Source organism: Pseudoalteromonas sp. H105, assembly GCF_001469215.1.
In the GTDB taxonomy this organism is placed as follows: domain Bacteria; phylum Pseudomonadota; class Gammaproteobacteria; order Enterobacterales; family Alteromonadaceae; genus Pseudoalteromonas.
This window is the reverse complement of the sequence record NZ_LOFH01000002.1, coordinates 479,319-502,533: the sequence shown is the minus strand read 5'-3', so window position 1 is coordinate 502,533 and position 23,215 is coordinate 479,319. Positions and strand designations below refer to the sequence as shown.

Annotated in this window: 17 protein-coding genes; 9 read left to right on the top strand and 8 right to left on the bottom strand. The window is 40.2% G+C overall.

Going from position 1 to position 23,215, the window contains the following annotated elements:
• Positions 1–124: 124 nt before the first annotated feature.
• Entirely contained in the window at positions 125–640 is a 516-nt protein-coding gene (locus ATS75_RS05695) for a DUF6702 family protein (RefSeq protein WP_058559462.1), read from the bottom strand.
• Complete coding sequence (locus ATS75_RS05690) at positions 640–3,081, bottom strand: M1 family metallopeptidase (protein ID WP_058559461.1); 2,442 nt, start codon at positions 3,079–3,081, stop codon at positions 640–642. The genes ATS75_RS05695 and ATS75_RS05690 overlap by 1 nt, the downstream gene beginning before the upstream one ends.
• 501 nt (positions 3,082–3,582) lie before the next feature.
• Between ATS75_RS05690 and ATS75_RS05685 the strand changes: the two genes are divergently transcribed.
• The 6 genes from ATS75_RS05685 (at position 3,583) to ATS75_RS05660 (ending at position 11,111) form a co-directional block, all read left to right on the top strand.
• Positions 3,583–3,825 carry a hypothetical protein gene (locus tag ATS75_RS05685; RefSeq protein ID WP_058559460.1) on the top strand — a complete coding sequence of 81 codons (243 nt, stop codon included), beginning with the start codon at positions 3,583–3,585 and terminating at the stop codon, positions 3,823–3,825.
• Positions 3,826–3,954: 129 nt separating this feature from the next.
• A complete protein-coding gene (locus tag ATS75_RS05680) occupies positions 3,955–4,194 on the top strand; it encodes a hypothetical protein (protein ID WP_058559459.1) in 240 nt (79 codons plus the stop codon).
• Positions 4,195–4,270: 76 nt separating this feature from the next.
• Positions 4,271–5,518: an exonuclease SbcCD subunit D C-terminal domain-containing protein gene (locus ATS75_RS05675; protein ID WP_058559458.1), complete on the top strand. Its 1,248-nt coding sequence runs from the start codon at positions 4,271–4,273 to the stop codon at positions 5,516–5,518.
• Positions 5,515–9,165, top strand: a complete 3,651-nt coding sequence (locus ATS75_RS05670; protein WP_058559457.1) for an AAA family ATPase — start codon at positions 5,515–5,517, stop codon at positions 9,163–9,165. Before ATS75_RS05675 ends, ATS75_RS05670 begins: the two co-directional genes overlap by 4 nt.
• A gap of 12 nt (positions 9,166–9,177) precedes the next feature.
• Positions 9,178–9,843 (top strand): class I SAM-dependent methyltransferase, encoded by a 666-nt coding sequence (locus ATS75_RS05665; protein ID WP_058559456.1) that lies wholly within the window; start codon positions 9,178–9,180, stop codon positions 9,841–9,843.
• A 194-nt stretch (positions 9,844–10,037) separates the two neighbouring features.
• Entirely contained in the window at positions 10,038–11,111 is a 1,074-nt protein-coding gene (locus ATS75_RS05660) for a hypothetical protein (RefSeq protein WP_058559455.1), read from the top strand.
• A gap of 180 nt (positions 11,112–11,291) precedes the next feature.
• Here ATS75_RS05660 and ATS75_RS05655 read toward each other — a convergent pair whose 3' ends face one another.
• Together ATS75_RS05655 and ATS75_RS05650 are read right to left on the bottom strand one after the other, a co-directional pair.
• Positions 11,292–11,891, bottom strand: coding sequence for a response regulator (locus ATS75_RS05655; protein ID WP_082665410.1), 600 nt, complete (start codon positions 11,889–11,891; stop codon positions 11,292–11,294).
• A 244-nt stretch (positions 11,892–12,135) separates the two neighbouring features.
• The gene (locus ATS75_RS05650) at positions 12,136–12,807 is read right to left on the bottom strand and encodes an FMN-dependent NADH-azoreductase (RefSeq protein WP_058559453.1); all 672 of its coding nucleotides are present in this window, start codon (positions 12,805–12,807) and stop codon (positions 12,136–12,138) included.
• 131 nt (positions 12,808–12,938) lie between these two features.
• Here ATS75_RS05650 and ATS75_RS05645 point away from each other — a divergent pair, with 131 nt between their 5' ends.
• Both ATS75_RS05645 and ATS75_RS05640 read left to right on the top strand, forming a co-directional pair.
• Complete coding sequence (locus ATS75_RS05645; protein WP_058559452.1) at positions 12,939–13,787, top strand: LysR family transcriptional regulator; 849 nt, start codon at positions 12,939–12,941, stop codon at positions 13,785–13,787.
• Positions 13,788–13,871: 84 nt separating this feature from the next.
• A complete protein-coding gene (locus tag ATS75_RS05640; protein ID WP_058559451.1) occupies positions 13,872–15,077 on the top strand; it encodes a beta-propeller fold lactonase family protein in 1,206 nt (401 codons plus the stop codon).
• A 145-nt stretch (positions 15,078–15,222) separates the two neighbouring features.
• Here ATS75_RS05640 and ATS75_RS05635 read toward each other — a convergent pair whose 3' ends face one another.
• Together ATS75_RS05635 and ATS75_RS05630 are read right to left on the bottom strand one after the other, a co-directional pair.
• A complete protein-coding gene (locus ATS75_RS05635) occupies positions 15,223–16,614 on the bottom strand; it encodes a GAF domain-containing sensor histidine kinase (RefSeq protein WP_058559450.1) in 1,392 nt (463 codons plus the stop codon).
• Between the two features lies 1 nt (position 16,615).
• A complete protein-coding gene (locus ATS75_RS05630; RefSeq protein ID WP_058559449.1) occupies positions 16,616–18,160 on the bottom strand; it encodes a response regulator in 1,545 nt (514 codons plus the stop codon).
• A gap of 750 nt (positions 18,161–18,910) precedes the next feature.
• Between ATS75_RS05630 and katG the strand changes: the two genes are divergently transcribed.
• On the top strand, positions 18,911–21,088 hold the full coding sequence (gene katG / locus ATS75_RS05625; protein ID WP_058559448.1) for a catalase/peroxidase HPI: 2,178 nt from the start codon (positions 18,911–18,913) through the stop codon (positions 21,086–21,088).
• A gap of 191 nt (positions 21,089–21,279) precedes the next feature.
• Here the strand turns inward: katG and ATS75_RS05620 are convergent, their stop codons facing one another.
• Positions 21,280–22,527 (bottom strand): sensor histidine kinase, encoded by a 1,248-nt coding sequence (locus ATS75_RS05620; RefSeq protein ID WP_058559447.1) that lies wholly within the window; start codon positions 22,525–22,527, stop codon positions 21,280–21,282.
• Positions 22,514–23,197, bottom strand: coding sequence for a response regulator transcription factor (locus ATS75_RS05615; RefSeq protein WP_058559446.1), 684 nt, complete (start codon positions 23,195–23,197; stop codon positions 22,514–22,516). The genes ATS75_RS05620 and ATS75_RS05615 overlap by 14 nt, the downstream gene beginning before the upstream one ends.
• Between the last annotated feature and the right edge of the window lie 18 nt (positions 23,198–23,215).

The window sequence follows — 23,215 nt, the reverse complement described above, 5'->3', positions numbered from 1 at the left end:
CATGTGTACTTTTTTTAGAGATTTAAAAACGCGCGCTAAAGCACTGCGCGCGAAGGTTGGGGTTCATTGAAGAGCATTATTATGCTTAGGTCTCAGAGTAACTGAGCATATACATGCTGTTTGATTAAGGATTTAAGGGCACCCCCTCTTTAGATTCGAAACGTGCTTCAAGCCAGGTATCATTTTGCGTAAAGTGTAATGTTTTAACTTTTCCGCGCCCTTCCACATTGACCATATTAACTTGTGCAGGCCAAAGTTCACGAAGGGCCCCGTGACTCATTTTTATACCTTTGATACTTTTAGGGATAGGTGCTTCTTGATAGACCCAAAAGAACTTGCCATCAATTTGTGCACCCACTTCGCTAAGCGTTAAAGGCTCACCACTGAGGGTTTGCAGAGCAACGTGCGATTCAATGTAGTCAACAAAGCGTTGTTGATCGACCTTATTACTAATGATGTCAGCACCACCGGGAAACAAATGCTCCACTGCATGCTCTGTATCATGTAAATAAAAACGATGCATCAATTCAATATTGCTAGTTCGTTTATTAAATAACACAGTAGTCACTGACGCCTTAAGTTGATGCGCCATGGTAGGCGCAGCAACAAGCAAAGCTAAAAAAATGAGCATGATGCGCATTAATTTTGCTCCTTGGCATCATCTTTTTCATCGTCTTTTTTAAGCTCTGTTTTGATATCTTGCATGATATCACGACGTACTTTAGCAGTGCTCTTTTTACGCTTATACACTTCGATACGCGAAGGGATAATTTGACGTGGGTAATGATTATTTTCAACATCAACATCAGCCGTTTCCCAACGAGGGTCAACCGACACAGAAACAACTTCCTTTTCTTTATCAGTGATAATTAGCTTTTGCACATGTTTATGGTTACGGCGCCAGATTTCAGCAGGAATATGCTGCATTTCTTTGCTGCCATCTGCAAAGGTCAGTTCAAGCAAAATAGGCATAACTAGACCACCTACGTTTGAAAACTCAAGTACATAATAGTTCTTATCGTCTTCGATAGCGCGATCAAACACTTGACGCTCCCAAGGTTTAAGGCCCTTTAAAAACTTGTTATATGCATTACGTTCTTTGTTGGTTACGGTAAAACGATCATTGGTATCGTAAAAGTCGGTCACATCTGGGTTTTCGTCAACCCATAGTTTTTTACCTTCTGCCTTATTGCGTTCAACAAAAAGCGGCATAGGCTTGTCTGCTTCTATATCACGTAAACGGCTAAAGTCTATATCAGGGTTTTTAGTATCAAGCTGCAGCTTGTAGACTTTATCTAAAGCAATATCAACATGGTCAGTCGTGTAGAACCAACCACGCCAGAACCAGTCTAAATCGACACCTGACGCTTCTTCCATTGTACGGAAGAAATCAGCGGGGGTAGGGCGCTTATACTTCCAACGTTGCGCGTACTCTTTAAATGCAAAATCAAACAACTCACGGCCTAGCACTACTTCGCGTAAAATATTAAGTGCAGCTGCCGGTTTAGTGTAAGCATTAGGTCCTAAACGCAATACGCTGTCAGACTGTGTCATTACAGGCACTTGGTTTTCTGACTTCATGTAGGCAACAATATCACGCGGCTCTACGCCCCATGGAATAGTGTGATCCCACTCACGACCTGCCACACCATCTAAAAAGCTATTTAAACCTTCATCCATCCATGTCCATTGGCGCTCGTCTGAGTTAACAATCATAGGGAAGTAAATGTGACCCACTTCATGAATAACAACGCCGATTAAAAAGCGTTTCTCAGCTTGTGAATAAGTACGAGTACCGTCATCTTGCAATTCCGTACGAGGACCATTGAAGGTAATCATAGGGTATTCCATGCCGCCCACAGGGCCATTTACTGATTGTGCGACAGGGTAAGGGTAGTCAAATGAAAAGCGCGAATACACTTCCATGGTATGAACCACAGACTCTGTAGAGTACTTTTTCCACAAGTCACCCCCTTCTTTAGGGAAGAATGACATAGCCATAACCAATGGCTGCTCATCACCACCTTGTTGGTAGCCTTTAGCATCCCACATAAACTTACGCGATGACGCCCATGCAAAATCACGCACGTTTTCGGCTTTGAAGTGCCATGTTTTGGTTTTATCGGTGCCTTGTTTTTCATTCTCTAAGGCTTCTTCTTCTGTCACAATAAAAACAGGGCGCTTCGCATTTTCAGCGTCTTTTAAACGGTTACGTTGAGTACGTGTAAGCACTGAGCTTGCGTTATCAAGCTGACCCGTGGCAGATACAATATGGTCAGCTGGGACCGTTAGCTCAACATCATAATCACCAAACTCTAGCGTAAATTCACCGCTGCCTAAAAAGGCTTTATTTGTCCACGCTTCGTAATCTGTATAAGCAGCTAAGCGAGGGAACCACTGCGCAAGCAAGAAGATATCATTGCCATCTTCCTCAAAATGCTCATAACCAGAACGGGCACCTACTGCATCTTCTTCAACAATGTTGAACGCAAAGTCCATGCTAAACTCAACGTCTTTACCAGGCTTTAATGGTTCATTTAAATCAATACGCATTAAAGTATCTACAACCGTTACTTTAAGCTCATCACCGCTCTCATCTTTAACATTAGCAATTGTGAAGCCAAGTTCATTGTCATGCATAAATTGCTGACGGCGTAATTGCCCTAAGCTTAATTTTGCAGGTTTCGCATCAGGGCGGCCTTGTAACGCTGAGCCTTTAAAGGTCGCTGTGCGTTCGGCAATAGAATCACTTTTGAAAATATTTTGATCCAGCTGTAACCAGAGGTATTTTAATGTATGAGGCGAGTTATTTTTATATTCTATTGTTTGACTCGCAGTAAGACGGCGTTGCTTTTCATCTAACTCAGCATCAATCTCATAATTAACTTCTTGTTGCCAATACTTTTCACCGGGCTCACCCGCCGCGCTTCTATAAACATTTGGAGTAGGTAACGCTTCATCTAATTGACGAAACTTATCAACAAATGACCCTTTAGTTTGCTCTACCGAAGACGCAGACACTGTACTTGAGAACGCAAGAGGTGCAAGCAGTAAACCTAAAGTAACAACCGCCTTTTTCATAATTAATCCTGTTAAATATTCGTAAGCGTACTGTGTCAAATTAGTCAAAAAGATTCAATTTAATCGCGACCAAACACCGCATTAATAGGGTAAACAATTTGTTATATACCCAAACCACCTCAAGATGCAGAATTCAGCGCTTCACAGGGGCTTAATATCAAGGCGTTACTTTGCAACAATGGCCATCCCTTTTAAGAAGGAACAACACGGAGAGTAAGTGCCTGTGAAACGCCCAACGGGTTGGTTTAAAAGCGATTTATACTGCGTTATTGATTTTAACAATAGAACCACTATTACTTGCAATCAATGCCTTGCCTAAATCGCTTTTAATTCCAACTGAAACTTGCACCTTGAGGTGGCTTGGGTATAGCTAATAATGAAATGTAAAGGGGGTTTACATTTATAAACACGCTACCTCTCGGTATTGTTTTGGGTATAGTTCAGCTTTAATTCAGATGATTACGCTAAGCTATTAATAAGAGAATGAGGTAGGAGTAAAGCATGAAGTTTTATATCATAAAAAAAGAGCAATGTGTTGCTGCCATTCCTGCACAAGAATCTCTCTTAAATGAGTATGAAAAGAAGGGGTTTAAATTTGTTGAAATTATTGCCGCAAGGGATGAAAATGACGCATTAAATCGCCACCCAAAAAGTAGTAAAAACGATAAAAACTGGCGTGTTTTATGCACAGCTTTAATGCTTTTAACGATAATTTTGAGTATTTACACTTTAATCCTCAAATAGTGCATTTTTTTGTTGATCTTTACCCTTATTTGTATTTAAAATCGCCCACTTTTTTGATTTGAGTGAATTATAAAACGTTTTAATTTACTCAAATGCATTCAGAAACAAAGCAGCGAACACGGTGGTCATATGGATTTTTACATCCTAAAAAAACAACAAGAACTTATTGCAATCCCAGCAAATGAACAAAGCTGTAAGCAGTACCTTGACTCCGGTTATTTTTATATTGATAAAGTAGCGGCTTGTAATGAAAAAAATGCCATTAAAGCACTTCAAGCAAAACAAACTAAAGCAATAAAGATTCCGCTAGCTATGGCTTTGTTAGCACTGCCTATGATTATTTTTGCATGGTACAGCTTAAGCGCTTAAAGAATTAAATTCGCCTCTTGCATCTTCACTTAGCTTGGGTATATTGGCGCTCTTAACCTATTATTAAGAGCGTGACATGAAAGTCTTACATACCTCTGATTGGCATCTTGGCCAACAATTCTATGAACACTCTAGATTTGCTGAGCATCAGCAATTTTTTAATTGGCTAATTGACACGCTCGCCAATGAACATATTAATTTACTTATTGTGGCTGGTGATATTTATCATACAGCGACGCCTGCTGCGAGTGCCGAAAATCAACTCTATCAATTCGTAAAAGACGTCAAACAAAAATGTCCTTCGCTAAAGATTATTTTAATCGCTGGAAATCATGATTCTGCAAATCGCATATTAGCAGCGCAGCCGTTGCTCGCCCAATTTGATACACACGTAGTAGGGCGGTTTGATATACAAAACCCAGCTGATGTTGTAATAAAAATTAACACACCCACTATAGCCGCACATATTGTAGCAATGCCCTTTTTGCGCGCTAGTGATGTTAGCACACTAAGTGGCACAAATGATGGTTTTAGTTACGTTCAAGGCGTTGCACAGGCTTATAAACTTAGCACTGAGCTTGCGTTAATTGATAAACCAGATACCACGCCTCTGATTGTAATGGGGCATTTGCATGCCAAAGGCGGCGATATCTCAAGTGACTCTGAACGCAACTTAGTGATAGGTGGTGAAGAAGCTATAACAGCAAAGGTATTTAGCGAGCAGGCTGATTACGTGGCACTTGGTCATTTACACAAAGCACAAAAGGTCGCTAAATCAAACACCATTCGTTATTGCGGCACACCTATGCCGATGTCATTTTCCGAACGAAACTATACCCATCAAGTGAACCTTGTAGAATTTAATACCGACGACAAACAGCAAATAGTGACCACTGTAAACCCCCTTTACATTCCTCGCTCTGCTGATGTGTTGATATTACCCGAAGGCGAGTGTGTTCCATTAGCCGCATTATGCGAGCAAATTAATGCATTAAAAGCAGATGAAAATGCCGTCGCACCATATTTAAGAGTTAAGTTAAAATCCAGTGATACAGATACAACGTTCAGGGAGCAAATTGAGCAAGCGTTAGAGGGTAAGAACATTCGTTTTTGTGGTATCGAACGTGTACGTGAAAACAATCAAACTCAATCAAACAACACTGTATTTGAAGATTTAAACCAGGTTGAAATGCTTAATCCTATTAATTTACTTGAGCAAGCCTTTGCCAACGATAAAGACATGGCAGGGCAAGATGTGCCAGAGGAAATAAAAACGTTATTAAATGCCGTAATAAGTGAACTGGCGGAGCAAGAACAATTATGAAAATAACCGCTGTACGGATCCATAACTTAGCCTCGATTGTTGACGCTGAAATTGACTTCACCAAGACACCACTAAAAGAAGCGGGCCTCTTTGCTATCACCGGGGATACAGGCGCAGGAAAGAGCACATTTTTAGATGCAATTTGCCTAGCGTTGTATACTAAAACTGCACGCTTAAGAGGCGATAAAGGCAACCTTATTGACTTTAATGGCGACAGTATAAAACTCAATGATCCACGCAATCTATTACGTAAAGGAAAATGGGAAGGCTATGCTGAGGTTGAATTTGTTGGCCAAGATAAACAGCTTTACAGTGCGCGCTATTCAATTCAAAGAACACATAAAAAAGTAAGCGGTAAACTAAAAACAGCAGAACATACCCTATATGCCTTACCTGACGAAACGCTTATTGCAGACAAAAGTACAACAATAAAGGAAGTAGAACACAAAATAGGACTGAGCTTTGAGCAGTTCTCACGCGCCGTGCTATTAGCCCAACATGAGTTTGCCGCTTTTTTAAAAGCCACCGGCGATGAGCGAGCCCAATTGTTAGAATGCTTAACCGGCACCGATAAGTTTAGCTTAATTGGTAAGCGTATTTTTGAGCGTCATAAAGAACAAAAAGATAGACTAGAATTATTAAAAGCCAGTCTTGCCAGTTATACCTTGCTCAGCGACGAAGAGCTGGCGGCAAAAACCACGCAATTGGCAGAGTTAGAACAGCAAATAAAGCAAAACAAAAAAAACCTTGCCTTAGCAGAGCAAGGCGTTAACTGGTTTAAACAGGCTAATACTTTAGCGCAAAACGTTCAGCAAGCAGTGCAACAGCAACAACAGGCCAGTGAGGCTGTTAGCGCAATTGCTCAAAAGAGCGAACAAGCAAAACAAGCGCAAAGCGCGTTAGAGATCAAAGACAACCGCAACCGGGTTGCAAGTATCAACAGCCAAAATGATGACTTAGCAAATAAAATCCGTGATTTGAACAATACAGATCACACAGCGATTATAGCTGACCTAAGCCAGGCACTACAAAAGCATAGCGATGCTTTACAAAGCGCTAAACAAAACAAGCAAGAAGCTGAGCCGGTCATTGCTAAAGCCCGCGAGCTCGATAATCAGTTAGCGATGTTTAGCCAAAGTAAAACGAGTACCTGCCAACAAATTGCCAAACAACAAAGTCAATTAAACGATACACAGCAGCAGCTAAAACAAAGTCAAACCAGTTATAACGACGCTGAGAAGCTTAAAAAAGAACTGCAGAGCTGGTTAACACAGCACAACCAGCTACAAGCTCTAGCCAGTGACTGGGCTTACCACCAACACAATTTTAAGCAGTTTATAAGCATTACCGAGCAAATACATACCAGCACAGCGCAACAGAAAAAAATAACTGCCGAGCTGGCAAATTACACTGAGCAACTCGCACTACATACGGCCAAGGTAACAGATAGCCAGCAGCTATTGCAAAATGAGCATACAGCATTGACTCAGCTCAATGCACAGCAAGAGCAATTTAATATGGCAGATTGTGACGCTCAAATTAAATATATTGATTATTTAAAAGAACAACGTAGGCACTACAAACAATTTAACATTGAAATAAAACACAGTACTCAGCAACAAACTCATATAGCTTTAAAGCTCAAAGAAAGCGAACAGAGCGAAGTGGCTCTAAAGCAGCAATTATTCAATTCACAGCAAACATTAAAACACACTGAAGATACCCTAAATAAAGCACGACTGCGCGCAAGTGAGAATGTAGAACATTTACGAAGTCAACTAGCACCCAACGAACCATGTCTTGTTTGTGGCGCCACCGAGCACCCTTATATTGCTGATCAAAACCCTCAGCTGAATAACTTAATAGCCGACTTTGAAAGCGATTATACAAACGCAAAAAAGCATCATGAATTGGCACAAACACAACTTCATGAACAGCAAACTCAGCACGCTGTTTTAGTCTCTGAGCATGCTCAGCTGGGGCAAGTTATAAACAGTGCCAAAGCTAAACAGCAAGAAATAAAACACACTATGCAAGGCACACGTACTGACCTTAATGACTTAACGAGTGAGCAATTAGACGCACGTTACCAACAATTAAGTGAGCAAAAAGCCCAAAGTTTTGAACTGCAAAAACAGCAGCGTAATATGCAAGAAAAGCTAAAGCAGTTGCAAAATACGCTCCATTCAGAGCAACAAACCGAACAACAAATACGCAGCAAACATGCTGATTTAACATATCAACATGGTCAACTTAATCACAAACACAGTGAGCTAAGTGAGCAATTAACTAAGCTAACAGCAAGCTTAAACACGCAATTTGCTGACACTGAGTTTTGGCAGCAACTACAAAACCAGTCTCTTGACTTAGCAGATTTAAACACACAGGTTGAGCATTACCAGCAAACCCAACAGCAGCTTGAACAAAATCAAAAGCACCTTGAGAGTGCAGAACAAAAAATACAACATCTTACTCCGCTTATTAGTCATGCCCAAAGCACATTAGCAGCCTTAAATGATGAATTAACTAAGCTAGAACAACAGCACAATAGCGTGCAATCAGAGCGCCTTGCGCTATTTAACAATCAAGAAATAAGCGCAGATCAATACCAAGCAAACCTGAGTACGCAACTCGAACAATGCCAAGCACAGCTTACCAAAGGCCAGCAAGCTTATGATCACGCCGTTAAGCAACGTGATGAACAAACAATCACAGTGAAAAATTACCAGCAACGCCTACTTGAGAATGATCAAGAACAAGCGAGTCTAGATGAGCGTTATAACCATTGGTTTGCTGATTTTAAGCGCCAATATAGTGATGCGACTGAAGAACGGATCACATTTTTACTAACTCTAAGTAATGATGAAATCAAAGCCCAGTTAAAACAACATGAGCAATTAACCCAAGCATTAGTGGATGCAAATGCTTTACTAAAACAGCAACAAAATGCCGAAAAGCAACATCAAACTAGTGATAAACCAGCACAAACAGAGCAGGCACTATTAACGCAATTAACTGACCTCACACAAGCGCAAACAGCACTGCATAAAACGCAGCTTGAAACCAATACCGTGCTTGAGCAACACCATCAAAACGCTAAAGCACTGCACACCAAACAGAGCGAGTTGAGCTCTTTACAACAGCAAGTTGAACAGTGGAATTTGTTAAATAAAGTTCTTGGCGATGCTACGGGTAAAACTATGCGTAACTTAGCGCAAACGCAAACGCTAAAAATTCTCCTGCATTATGCTAATAGCCACCTAAAAACGCTCAACAAACGCTATGAGCTAACAGCCATCGCACAAACTCTCGACATTGCTATTATCGACCGTGATATGGCTGACGAACAACGCTCTGTTAATACCCTCTCTGGTGGTGAGTCATTTTTAGTGTCGTTGGCACTTGCATTAGGGCTTGCCTCACTTTCATCAAACAAAGTAAGTATTAACTCTTTGTTTATTGACGAAGGGTTTGGTACGTTAGACAGTGAAACCCTCAGTATTGCAATGGATGCACTTGATTCATTGCAAGCGCAAGGGCGAAAAGTAGGGGTGATATCTCATGTATCACAGCTAACAGAACGCGTTTCCACTGTGGTTCACGTAGCGAAAAAACCAGGTGGTTTTTCTACCATTTCTATCATTTAAAGGATTGAAACTTTGCCATCATTCACACAAGACGAAGCCACTGAGTATGATTCACGTATTGTTCGCCTAGTACCAGGTTATGACCTGCTACACAGTTGCACTGCAACGCAATTGAGCGCCACACTTGTCGATAATGCACATATTTTAGTTATTGGTTCGGGTACTGGCAAAGACATTGCTCAACTAGCTGCAATAAACCCAACATGGCGCTTTACAGCACAAGATGTATCTATTGATATGCTCAATATAGGACAGCAGCGCTTTTCAGATTTAGGGATTAGCGAGCGAGTCAAAGTGCATGCAGGCAGTATAAATGAGTTGAACGATCCCGCTGATGCCGCAGTTTGCTTACTCGTTATGCATTTTTTAGCTGATAACGGCGACAAGAAAGACATGTTTAAAGCCATCGCTAAACAGCTAAAGTCACACGCTAATTTATACATAGCCGATTTAATGCGCCCTGAAACCACCTTTGAACGCGATGCTCAATTTACGCTTTGCCAACAATTAGGTTTAACAGAGGTTGGCGTAGAGCGCATGAAACATAATTTTGAGCATGAGTTTTACCCGTTAGATCGTATTCGCTTAGCCGACCTGCTCGACGAAACTCGCTTTAGTATAGGTAAGCTCTATTTTAAAGCTTTAGGCTTTAGCGGTTACGTTGCACAAAAGCGCTAACTATTTAGCATATATACCCAAGTGGCTTGGGGATATAATCGACAAGCATTTGCTGAAGACCAGTAAGTGCTTTTTATTTCGTAACCCTCAATTATTCCTCTAAATTTATCATGTGTATATGTAAATAGCGTCACTTTACTGTATTGTAAATAAAGCTTTTTGAGAAATAAAAATAACAACAAGAGGGATCGACGATGAGAAAGGTCAAACGTATCACGTTATGCTTATTAGCATTTAGCTTACCCAGCTTTGCTGTAACACTTGACGATGTAAATCACGCTCACAAAGCAATTCAAACGCAACTTTACAGTACAGATCCTCTCAATACGTTAGACATAAATGAGTTACAACTACACATAAATACCTTAGAGACAGCAACACGTGAAATGAAGTTTGACGCAGTTAATTTCGCTATTATTTTGAATGCCCAACTGAGTGCAGCTGAACTCATTAATAAAAAGCATCATTTTAACGGCGAACCTATTGATGTATCGCAAGTGCAAGACTTTTTAGATGATTTAGACACACTAAGTGAACTGTCAGACATCAAGTTAAATAACCTTCAATATAACGCTGGCCATATCGCTGCTCACCAACTGCAAAACAAAGGGTTAGCACATCGCTACTGGTCTGAGTGTGGAATAAATGGCCATGCAGGATGCATGAACATACTGGCAACTAGCTATGAATCAGGGGAGTTTGTCGTAGAAAAAGATTTAAACAAAGCAGTAACCTGGCACACCCGCGTAGTGGGCACAGGCACTCGTTGGAATTGTGCAGGAGTTTACTCATCGCTACGACTGGCTATTTTAAGCAGCAGTGGCGTAGAAACCCATAAGCCAACCGAGCACTGGTTAGAGCAAATTACTTTGCTCCGTGGGCAGCGAATAGAGGAAACAGACAATGTCGATGTATGTAGCCCTGATATGGAGTACATTGCACACTATACAATGCATGGTTTTGAGCAGAAATGGCTCGATAAGCTAGCATCCCTAAATATTAATAAAGATAATACAACGCGAAGTGGCAGGGCGAGTTGGGTAGCTAATTTTGCCAATGCACAAAGTCTAAACGTACTCACACCAACCTTGGACTTAATGTACGACGATCACCGCCGCTGCTCAGCAATTGAAGAGTTTGCTCTTAAAAATAAAGGCAATAAGGTAGAGCTAGATCTGATTCACAGCTATATCTCAAACCTTGATCCAGAGCATTGTGCGACTTATCAAGCAACTGTTGCGCGTTTACGTGATTTAGCAGTGCCATAACATATTAAAAACACACTCAGACAACAGAACCTATTAACTCAAAATAGTAGCCGATACAAAACTTTCGTGTAACCTCGGTTTATAACTCATGCTGGGTTAGCTCGTCGCGTTCATGAATTAGCAAGAATGCCTGACTTAACCGTTTTCATTAGGCCAGGGGACCTTACACATTCACACCGCTTAATTAGAGTTTGTTTCAATTTCAGGTAGGTATTCCTTAAATTTTTTCTCTAACATTTTGAAGTTAATTGGTTTAAGCAGGTACCCTGTAACACCGGCCTCAATCGCACTAACAATATTTTGCTGCTCACTGTGTGAGGTTAAAATGAATACATGTGTATCGAGTAATGCCTCACTCGTTCTGATTATTTTCAGTAAATCTAACCCTGTTTTACCTTCCATCTCCCAATCAGTGATCACAATATCATACGGCACCCCAGAAGCGGCATCGGCCAATAATAACTTAAGTGCTTTATCGGCATTTTCAACCGTTTGAATTTTTTCAAAGCCAACTTCTGAAAAAAGCTTAGATGCCACGCCAAGCATCGATGGCGCATCATCGACGAGTAACAGTTTTGGCATGCCTAATTCACTTCTTTTCTTGATGTTTTTATCTGCTAGGTGCCTTAACTTGTTTTTTGCAGACACCAAACTGATGAGCTTTTTCTCTGCAGCATCTCGGTGATTATCATTTTCGAAATTTTCCAGCTCTTGACGTTGGGAGTCAATGGCCGTTTTTAATAAAGCTTGAACCATTCTAAACTCTTTGTTTGTTAACATTTATTCACCACTTGTGCGCGCTCAACTAATCGTAATCTAGATATGAACTAATTGTAGTATGAAACAAAAAATATGCTTAAACGTGTATTGTGGGGAGCTTCAAATCAGTATGTGTTGGGATAATGAAGCGAACTAAACCCCATATTAAGGGTGAGAGTATGCTTAGTCTGCATTGCCATAAAGCTTTCCCCCACCTCCCTAATAATTTCACTGTAAACCCCCATTACAGTTTTTAATAAAACATCTAAGAGCGCTTTTCACAGAGCTTTAGTGCAAGTTCAGTTGCTTGACGGTAAGCGTTAATTAAAGATTGCTTATGACGCTCGTCGTTAAATTCTTGGTACTGAGAAGTAACGTCGAAAACTTTACTAGCACCCAAATACTTACTTAATGTGCGCAGATGTGGCACTAAATGGCTCATGTGTTCACGAACACCACCGACCTCAAATCCAAATTCCCCCGTTGAAGTGACTATAATGAGGGTTTTACCTGCAAACAAAGGCTGTAATGGAAAGTCACCGCGCGCCAAGTCAAAATCAAAGGTTTTGTTAATGCGAATCACCTGATCAAACCACGCTTTAAGTTGTGCTGGCATTCCGTAATTATACATAGGTGATGAAATTACAATGATCTCTGCAGCCGCTATTTCTGCAATTAACTGATCGGATAAAGCTAATAATTGCCTCTGTTCGTCAGACTTTTTATCGTTTGGCGTAAACACCGCACCTATCCAATCCTGAGTAATAAAAGGCGGTGGGTTTATACCCACATCACGATAAATATACTCATCTATAGTCTGTTGCTGTTTAAGAGTGTTTATGAAGCGTTTAGCAATGTTTTTAGAGATTGAATCGTGACTTGGGTTGTCATTTTTAGCAGCTCTTACACTTGAATCTATGTGCAGTACGGTAGTCATAATGTGTTTATCCTCGTAGTGAAAGTAAGCTAATCATGCAACTCACAAGAAGTTTTCACAAACGAGTAAACCTCAGCTATAAATAAGTTATACTCATCTATAGTCATTTTATAATTTTAGCTAAATACGTAATGCAAGTATCACTACAAGCTTTAAAAGCCTTTGAATCAGCGGCACGCTTAGGGAGTTTTAAAGCCGCCGCAGATGAACTGTCGCTTACGCCAACGGCCATTTCGCACCATATAAATAACCTTGAAAGCCGATTAAATATCGATTTATTCTACCGCCAAGTTAGAAAAATCAGCCTAACTCCGACAGGTGAATATTTAAGTGAGGCCACAAGCGAAGGGTTTAATCGTATTGAACAAGCACTTGATAGAGTTCAAACGGCTGGTAAATCAGTAAAAATAACAACGACTTCGTCACTCGCTGCACTGCGATTAATACCCGCATTGCAAGAGTTATCAATTAGCCAGCCATCACTCAAGGTCGATATATCTACCAGTGAGTTGGTTGAAGTGCAATCACATACTTTACCCATACGGTTTGGTGAACACAAATGCGTGACCCCTGACGACATGATAACCAAAGAACAATTTAATGTGTTTGGCTTACATACGGTACAAACGTACCCTTGGTTAAACGGCCCCGTAACGCTTTATACCACTGAGTGGAAAAACAACACATTAACTGAGCCACCGCTTGCACAATGGCTTGCTCAAAACACTTTAAGCCCCTCATTGTTTATTGTTAAAACCTATGACCAAGAGCTATTTTGCATTCAAGAGGCCATGGCAGGCTCCGGGCTGGTCTTTTGTTCAACGACCCTAGTAAAACGGCTATTAAACACTAAATTACTTAAGCACTATGGCACACAGGCTGTAGCATCCGACTTTTGTTACTACGTACCTAAAAAGCAACGATTTCAAACGCGCGATATCCGCTTAGTGTTAGAGTGGGTAGAAGAGATGCTAAGGTAACGCACATACCCTGTTTACATGATAATACCCGCACCATAAAAAGCGGTTGTATAAAACGACGTATTTTTTGAGGTATCCACGCCCATGTTTCAAACCAAAAGCGCAACTATATTTTCTCTGTTGCTCATAACCAGCTTGTTTAATGATTCAACAGTCAAGGCAGCTGAAAGCCTCACCCTTATTCAAGTACTGAACGACAATATAAACGGGGTTGATGGACTAGCTAACCCCAGAGATATCAAAATAAAGGCAGATAATACCAGAGTCTTTATTTCCAGCGGCGATGATAACGCATTGGCTGTTTTCAACGCTGACAAGCATTTTAATCTTACTTTTAGTGAGCTATTTAAAAACTCTCCCCCTACCTTAAAAGGCTTAGAAGGCGCATCAGGGCTAACTTACTTACCAATCCATCAGCAAGTCGCCGTGACAGGGTTTTATGATGGCGCATTAGCGCTATTTAATGAAACTGATACAACCATTACCTATCGCAACACTTTAAGTGATGACCTAAGTTATAAAAACGTATTTGCAGATAATGCTGTTTTAAAATCACCAGACACTCTTGGCTTACTTGGCGCGTGGGAAGTAATTCACTCTGCAAATGAAAAGCAGCTTTTAGTAGCAAGCTATATGAGCAATGCCATATCAATTTTTGATGTAAAAGCAGATCATACTGTCGCATTTAAACAAAAAATAACACACGCAAAACCCTATGCAGATAGTTTAGGTAAACCTGTAAGCCTTGCGTTATCACCATCAAATGATGCGTTGTTCGTACTTGGTTATGAAAACCATCAATTAACTATTTTTGATAGACAAACTGATGGAGCCTTATCTATTAAACAAGTCATTGAACACAGTGAAAATGACGTAACTCAGTGCCTCAATCCCCAAGAAATTGTGAGCTCACCACATGGGCAGTTCTTATATGCCGCATGCTCAGGCAGTCATTCAATTGGTGTATTACAAAAAGCACCGAATGGAAAATATCGTTTTATAAAGGCCATCACTAACGCTGAAATTGGAAATGATAGCTTAAAAGGGGCTAGCAGTTTAGCCATATCAAACAAGGGTGACATGCTTTATGCCGCAGGTGAATTAGGTACTGGCTTGCATGTGTTTAATGTACAAGAAGACGGAAAGCTGGCTTTGAAAGAGTCTCTGTATCATGTTGGTGAGCATAAATTAAAGGGGATATCATCACTGACTCTCACACCTGATAACCGACATTTATTGGTTGCAACAGGGAAGCGCAACTCGCTTATAATTTTGAAACGACAATTGTAAACCAGCCATCGATTTCTAGATACCAAGCAAGTGGAATCTTAACTGCTAATAAAAAGTGTTCTATGAGCAAAGGAAAACAGTATTCTGTTTAGCCCAACGCAAATAAAATAAAACGTCAACGAAATTGAGGTATGGGGGCTTCAATTCACCGTTTGAGAATTAAAGGAAGAGATATCTCATAACGTAAACCTTGATTCACTTCACTCGTCGTTTTCACGTTGCCTTGTAATGTCGATGTAATAAGATTATAGATTAAGTGGGCACCTAAACCACTGCCCCCTGAACCTCTCTTTGTGGTATAAAAAGGCTCAAATAACATCGTCAGTTCTTCTTGGGTTAACCCTTTACCATTGTCTTCGTAAGTAATAACAATTGCTTGCGCTGATTTAGAAAGATCAATCGTTATCGTCCCCTGGTTAGTATTTTCCAAGCCATGCAAAATAGAATTATTAATTAAATTAGTGATAACTTGCGATAATGCGCCTGGCACGGTAGTAAAAGCGATATATTCTGGGCAATTTACAGTAATATGATGGGGAAGTTTTTTTAATATAGGGCGCATAGAAAGCAATATTTCATCAATATATGCTTTTAAATTAATTTCTCTGCACGTTTCAGAGGACTGATCAACGGCAATTTCTTTAAAGCTATTTATCAGCTGCGCTGCTCGCTTTGTATTCGATTCTATAATATGACAGGCTTCCTCAACATCCTCTAAAAATTGTTCTAAATGAGTATTCGTTGCTGTCTTTTGTTCCATTTTTTTCATTAAATTTTTATAGACGTAATGTAGATTTGTAATACCTGTTACACAGATACCAATAGGTGTATTTATTTCATGAGCAATCCCTGCTACCAAGTTACCTAGCGATGCCATTTTTTCTTTTTGTACTAACTCGTTCTGAGTTTGTTTAAGCTCGTCCATCATATTCTCAAGCTCTATATTTTGCTGTTGAATTTTTTCAAGGCTTGCTTCAACCGCTTTTTTATCTATTTCTTGTTGCTCAAGGTATTTTCGTTGTTGTAAAACAATGGATAAATTTGCGGCAACAAATGATAGCACTTGTAAATCACCATCATCATATATCTCATCAACTGAATAACTTTGAATAATAATGAGACCCAAAACTCTATCATCTACGGAGATCGGCGCTCCCATCCAGCTTTCACTCAAAGAACCTATCACTTTCGAAATCTTCTTTTCCTGTTCTAAAACTTTCTGTTCTTCTTTGGTGAAATGCCAGGGTAGGTTCGTTTCAATCACGTAACTACTCAACCCTTCTCCAAGAGGCATTTGTAAACCAACAATGTCGTTACTATCCTTTTCATCAACAAAGTAACCGAAAGTAATTAAGTTACTCTCTTGATCGTAAAGAAAAATAGCAATATTTCTTACGGTTATTACTTCTGATACGACTTCATGGATTCGTTCATAGATTTGAGGTAAAGACAAGTTTGACAATGCCAATGAAGATATTTGTAAAAGCGCCTTAGTCACATTCAAATGGCGCTTATCGGGTGATTCATGATTCTTCATATTACAAACCATCTTCGCCGGTTAACTGATCATTAATGGCTAAAATGTCGTCTATTCGTCTTAATAGTGCCTCAACAACATCTGGATCAAAGTGCTTACTTCGCTCTTCTTCAAGCAATTTTAAAATATTCTCGATCGGCCAAGGCTTCTTATAACAACGACGATGAATCAAGGCATCAAACACATCCGCTACAGCCACGATTCGAGCAAAGATATGAATATCATCTCCTTTAAGCCCGACTGGGTAACCTGAACCATCATATTTTTCATGATGTTGCTGCGCTATAATAGCCGCCGCTTTGAGAATAGGTCTGTCTGAACCTGCAAGTATATCAAACCCCATATCAGCATGTTGTTTCATAATATCCATTTCCTCTTCTGTTAATTTTCCTGGCTTTAACAGCACACTATCTGGAATAGAGATTTTACCAACATCATGCATCGGTGTAGCTTGCTTTAGTATTTCACAACTACTTTCTGGCAGCTTAAGTTCTTGCGCAAGAATAAAACAAAACTCAGACATCCTTCTAATATGGTTACCTGACTCTTTTGATCGCGACTCGACGGCATTACCCAGTCGATTAATTAAATCTTCTTGTGTTTGTATTATTTCTCTATTTAATAAGAGGTTATCAAAAGCAATACCAATACTATTTGAAAATAAATTGAGCAATTGAATATTTGCATCTGATAACCCTTTTATTTGCTTTCCTTTAAGATACAGTAAACTTTCTTGCTCACTCTTTGTCGGGAAGTAAGCTACGTAATGCTCTCCTTCAAATACACTGCTCTTTAATGCTCTTGCTTTGTCCAGTAGCGCTAACGCTTTCGCATCTAATCCCTTTTCGAGTGAAAGGCTTCCACATTCAGCAATAATTTCATAATCATCAGCAAAGCAAATAGTGCCAGCGCCCCTAACAGGTTTAATCAATGCGCCTTTTTGATCCACATGAATGAGAGAGACAACTTGTTTTAATAAGCCATTGAAAAAGTGTTTTAATGTTTTTTGCTCAAGAAGATCGGTTGTAGACTCAATAACTTGCTGCAAGCCTACCCGATAAAATCGCTCGTAAGTTCTTGCTTTATCAATCTCAATTAAGTCTCTATATGCTCTTAATGCCGTCACCACCGTGGTAAATAACTTGCTCCTATCTAGCTCTGTTTTTTGTTTATAGTCATTAATATCATAATCCATAATGACTTCTTCTTCAGGGGCTTGCCCCGGTTGACCTGTTCTTAACACTATACGTGTAAACGTGTTTTTATTTTCCTCACGCAACCACTTAGCAAGCCTTAAGCCTGCATCATCGGTTTCCATTACAACATCTAGAAAAACCAATGCGATACCGTCATGTTCCTCTATGATTTGCTTGGCTTGTTCAGAATTATAAGCACTCAGAAACTCGAGACCTCGGCCTTCTAATTCAAATCGTTTTAATGCCATTTTAGTAATGGTATGTATATCTTCTTCATCATCAACAATCAGAACAAGCCATGCAGGTAACTCAACTTTATTGTCATCACTCTGCAGCAAGCTAAAAGGCATATGAAAATACTCTAAGGATCGGATGGTATTTTAATATTAGACATAGATCTGGATTAAAGAAATATTCTTCAATAAAACTGAGTCGCACTATGTTTATCTATAAGCCCATTTTTCAACTTATCTTACTGAATGTCTTTGCTTTCACTAGGCCGTTTTCCGTTCAGAATAGTCTACTTGGAGCGTTTGCTCAGGGTTGTTTGTTATCAGCTAAGTAAGGCGAAATAACTAGTTATTTATTTTAATGATGCCCACGTTAATGAAATACTGACTAGATAATGAAGCCTAAAAAAGAGTGAGGTTGCATAGTCGTTAGTCAGTATTTCAACTTTTCGACACGGTTAAACCTCGGCATTTGTTGTTGCCTATTTTCGTTAGGTTGCATCTTGCTGTACCTGACCTGCTTTTTGTAAACCCCCATTACACCTTGATTAAAAAAGCCACATTTCAAAGCAACTGAAAATAATAAAGCCATTCCAGCTTTCTTATTGAATGATCTCAAATGTCACTTTTGCTATGTCCAGCTAATAGGGGTCAGGGATCATCTATAAAATATAATCATATAGTCAATATGTCGTTGTGCGCTTTAACTGGGTTTTGTGAACCATAACATCCAATTAATAGATGCCTGCAATCGTTTTAAAGCATTGCTTACAACCTAGTTTTCCAGTGCAAATCAGCTATATTGAATCTATTAAATAACTGCCAGTTACAGTTTCCAATCAAATTTTATTTTCTTAGGTAGGGACCAAAATGAGTAATTCTAGTATAGGTAAATGCCCGATAATGCATGGTAGCAACACACAAACGTCTAAATCCAACACCGATTGGTGGCCAAACGCATTAAACTTCGACATTCTTCACCAACACGATACAAAAACTAACCCGTACGGCGATGATTTTAACTACGCTGAAGAATTTAAAAAACTAGACCTTGAAGCGGTAAAAACCGACTTAAAAAACCTCATGACGTCGAGTCAAGATTGGTGGCCTGCTGACTGGGGGCATTATGGTGGATTGATGATCCGCATGGCGTGGCACTCTGCAGGCTCTTACCGTTTAGCGGATGGGCGTGGCGGCGGTGGTACCGCAAACCAACGTTTTGCGCCTTTAAACTCATGGCCAGATAACGCCAACCTAGATAAAGCAAGGCGTTTACTTTGGCCTATTAAGAAAAAATACGGCAATAAATTATCATGGGCAGACTTAATTATTTTGGCCGGAAATATGGCTTATGAATCAATGGGTTTAAAAACCTTTGGTTTTGCCGGTGGCCGCGAGGATATTTGGCACCCAGAAAAAGACGTGTATTGGGGCGCTGAAAAAGAATGGCTGGCACCAAGTGATGAACGTTATGACAACGTTGAAAAACCTAGCACCATGGATAATCCATTAGCAGCGGTGCAAATGGGATTAATTTACGTTAACCCGGAAGGGGTCAATGGAAAGCCTGATCCACTTAAAACCGCTGAGCAAGTACGTGAAACCTTTGCCCGTATGGCAATGAATGACGAAGAAACCGCGGCGCTAACAGTCGGGGGGCATACTGTCGGTAAAACACACGGCAACGGCAATGGAGAAAACATGGGCCCAGAGCCAGAAGCCGCCGATGTTTTTGAGCAAGGCCTTGGTTGGAATAACCATAAATCACGCGGTATTGGCCGTGACACCATGACTTCAGGCATCGAAGGTGCATGGACCACACATCCAACAAAGTGGGATAATGGCTACTGTGATTTACTTTTAAACCACGAATGGCAGCTCACTAAAAGCCCAGCAGGTGCGCACCAGTGGGAGCCTGTAAATATTAAAGAAGAAGATAAACCCGTTGATGTAGAAGACCCGTCAATTCGTTTAAACCCGATTATGACCGATGCCGATATGGCAATGAAAATGGACCCTGAATACCGTAAAATCATTGAGCGTTTTTATAATGATTTTGAATACTTTAGCGACGTATTCGCTCGCGCTTGGTTTAAACTCACTCACCGTGACTTGGGCCCTAAAGCACGTTATTTAGGTGCAGATGTACCGAATGAAGATCTGATTTGGCAAGATCCGATCCCAAGCGTCGATTACACATTATCGGATGCTGAAATAGCAGAGCTCAAAGGTAAATTACTAAATTGTGGCATTGCAGCGAATGACCTGATCAGTACTGCATGGGATAGTGCCCGCACTTACCGTAGCTCAGATCACCGCGGTGGCGCAAATGGCGCACGTATTCGTTTAGCCCCACAAAATAGTTGGCAAGGTAATGAACCTGACCGTTTGGCAAACGTATTAGCTGCGCTTGAGAAAGTACAAGCTGGTTTAAGCAAGTCTGTTAGCTTAGCTGACTTAATTGTTCTTGCTGGTAATGCTGCTGTTGAACAAGCTGCAAGAGCCGCTGGCGTTGATATTACCGTCCCATTTTCACCAGGGCGAGGTGATGCAACCGACGACATGACCGATGCAGAGTCGTTCGATGTGCTTGAACCAATCCATGATGGTTTTAGAAACTGGTTAAAACAAGATTATGCGTTATCACCAGAGGAGCTACTGTTAGAGCGCAGCCAATTAATGGGGTTAACCGCGCCTGAAGTCACGGTGTTAATGGGTGGCATGCGCGTATTAGACACTAACCACAGTGGTAGTCAGCATGGTGTATTCACAGATAAGGTAGGTACTTTGACAAACGACTTTTTTGTTAACCTAACGGATATGAACAACCGCTGGGAACCAACTGGTAAAAGCACCTTTAATATTGTTGAACGCAGCACAAACAATGTTAAATGGACGGCAACGCGTGTTGATTTAGTGTTTGGGTCTAACTCTATTCTTAGAGCGCTTGCGGAGTTTTACGCCCAAGACGATAACAAAGACCGATTTGTAAAAGACTTTGTTAAAGCATGGGTAAAGGTGATGAACACCGACCGCTTTGATATGTAATTACTGCACTAAGCTAGCTTAAAGAAAAGCGCGAGAATGAATACTCTTGCGCTTTTTTATTTATCACTCCCAAACACTGTAAACCCCATTACATTTTGCGAAAATATTACGCTAGCATTGACGTCTTTATAATCTGCGATAGAGCAAAATCGTTGCTATGCGCTTTGCTAATCGAGCTTTAATAAAACGGACTATGTATTCTCAAAAACGACAGAAGCAGTGCATCCTCCACCGGCGTTATTTTCAATAAGAAATTGCCACTGATACTTTTCACAAATATCTCTAACAATATTAAGCCCAATACCAAAACCTTCATACCCACGGGGCTTTGCATCGAGGCCAACACCATTATCAATAACATCTATTCTTTGTGGTGAAATAAATAAATCGACCTTGCCGTTAACGGTACAATTAATAGCATTATTAAGTAAGTTCTTTACTACTGCTGCAAATAATAAAGGCTGAGCATTAAGAGTAAAGTCGCATTGAAGCGCGTAATGAAAGCTAACTTGGTTGGCTAAAACTGTTAATCTGTAATCACTTATTATGTTCTCCATAACGTTTTCAGAAACATCTACGCGGCTCTGCACATCGTCTTCATTTCTGGCCATAAGTAAAAAAGTATGAACCAACTGCTCCATTTCAATAACGGCATTTTCAATTCGGTTCACTTGCTTTTGAACTTTGTCATCGTCTAACTTCCTCAATACACTCGTACTGCCGCGAATAACAGTCATAGGCGTTCTTAATTCGTGGCTGACATAACGTGTAAAAGCTTGCTCTCTAGTCAATGCGTCTTGGATTCTGGCACGGTAGCTATTAACACTGGCTAGCATCTGCTTTAGCTCGAGCGATAGCTCGCCTTCAATAAATAGTTCAGCATATTGCCGCTTTTCGTTTTGCTCTAATTTATCTGCCAAAATCGACAAAGGAGTGCTAATGCGCCTTGCCATTTTTATAATAAAGATAGCGGCAATAACCGCGATAAAAAACCCAAGGCTGGATACCACAATTTGAAAAATTGCAAATTCTGTATCATCCCACTCTGTAGCGTCTATATCTTCTATAGCATAAACAATCGCGAGCCCATCATCAGTCATAGCTTGCTGAGCAAAAACGCTGAACTCACTGTCATCTTCAAACTGAAACGTTATACTGCCTTGCCATTGTTTATCTAATCTATATTTTATTGCATCCGGTAGAATATCATGGTGGTCATAAATTTTTAGCATGGGGTCTATTTGAATTTCTCCCTGCATCCCTTTACTAAATAGCTGAAAATGATGTGGCGCAATTAATGCTAATCGCCGCATACTATTTTGATTCTCAGCATATAAAATAGTGAGAGATAAAATAACGCCATAGAAAGCAAGTAAGACAAGTGCACCCAGTAAGTACACTTTTATAATTTTATGGCTTAGGGGCTTAGCATTGGTCATTGTTTATGCTCATCCGGTAACCTAGTTTAGGTACCGTTTCTATAATATTTTCTTTGAAAGGCTTATCCACCTTTGTACGAAGCTGATAAACATGTTTACGCAGTATATCTTGGTCGGGTAGGTCGTCGGGCCATAACACATCTTCTATTTGTTGACGCGACACCAAGTGGGGTGCTTTTTTAACTAAAACACACAAAATTTTAAAGCAAATGGGTGTTAGTTTAATTTCCTTGTTTTCACGCCACACTTGATGAGTATTTACGTCTAACGTTATGGGGCCACAGATTAACTTATCAACAAAGCCACTCCCTGAATTGCGGCGAACAAGGCTATGGATCCGCGCTTCTAATAACTCTAAATTAAAAGGTTTAACAATATAATCATCAGCCCCTGTTCTCAGCCCAAGCAACATATCATTATTGGTATCGCGAGCCGTGAGCATAATAATGGGTGTATTGTTTCCTTCAGCTCTAAGTTGTTGGCATAAACTAATGCCGTCAATGCCTGGTAGCATGATATCAAGCACAATACAGTCAAAGTTTCCTGACTGCGACAGAGCTAAACCCAAGTTACCTGTTGCAGCATGGTCAAGTTCAATATCAGTGCATTCAAAGTAGTCATAAATAACTTCAGCAACGCTCGTACAATCTTCAACCAGTAGAACTTTCAAATTACAAACCTCAATGGT

Bases quoted from the DNA above. Each gene is read 5' to 3' on its own strand.
- ATS75_RS05695 (WP_058559462.1), bottom strand. From the start codon at position 640: ATGCGCATCATGCTCATTTTTTTAGCTTTGCTTGTTGCTGCGCCTACC.
- ATS75_RS05690 (WP_058559461.1), bottom strand. From the start codon at position 3,081: ATGAAAAAGGCGGTTGTTACTTTAGGTTTACTGCTTGCACCTCTTGCG.
- ATS75_RS05685 (WP_058559460.1), top strand. From the start codon at position 3,583: ATGAAGTTTTATATCATAAAAAAAGAGCAATGTGTTGCTGCCATTCCT.
- ATS75_RS05680 (WP_058559459.1), top strand. From the start codon at position 3,955: ATGGATTTTTACATCCTAAAAAAACAACAAGAACTTATTGCAATCCCA.
- ATS75_RS05675 (WP_058559458.1), top strand. From the start codon at position 4,271: ATGAAAGTCTTACATACCTCTGATTGGCATCTTGGCCAACAATTCTAT.
- ATS75_RS05670 (WP_058559457.1), top strand. From the start codon at position 5,515: ATGAAAATAACCGCTGTACGGATCCATAACTTAGCCTCGATTGTTGAC.
- ATS75_RS05660 (WP_058559455.1), top strand. From the start codon at position 10,038: ATGAGAAAGGTCAAACGTATCACGTTATGCTTATTAGCATTTAGCTTA.
- ATS75_RS05655 (WP_082665410.1), bottom strand. From the start codon at position 11,891: ATGTTAACAAACAAAGAGTTTAGAATGGTTCAAGCTTTATTAAAAACG.
- ATS75_RS05650 (WP_058559453.1), bottom strand. From the start codon at position 12,807: ATGACTACCGTACTGCACATAGATTCAAGTGTAAGAGCTGCTAAAAAT.
- ATS75_RS05645 (WP_058559452.1), top strand. From the start codon at position 12,939: ATGCAAGTATCACTACAAGCTTTAAAAGCCTTTGAATCAGCGGCACGC.
- ATS75_RS05640 (WP_058559451.1), top strand. From the start codon at position 13,872: ATGTTTCAAACCAAAAGCGCAACTATATTTTCTCTGTTGCTCATAACC.
- ATS75_RS05635 (WP_058559450.1), bottom strand. From the start codon at position 16,614: ATGAAGAATCATGAATCACCCGATAAGCGCCATTTGAATGTGACTAAG.
- ATS75_RS05630 (WP_058559449.1), bottom strand. From the start codon at position 18,160: ATGCCTTTTAGCTTGCTGCAGAGTGATGACAATAAAGTTGAGTTACCT.
- katG (WP_058559448.1), top strand. From the start codon at position 18,911: ATGAGTAATTCTAGTATAGGTAAATGCCCGATAATGCATGGTAGCAAC.
- ATS75_RS05620 (WP_058559447.1), bottom strand. From the start codon at position 22,527: ATGACCAATGCTAAGCCCCTAAGCCATAAAATTATAAAAGTGTACTTA.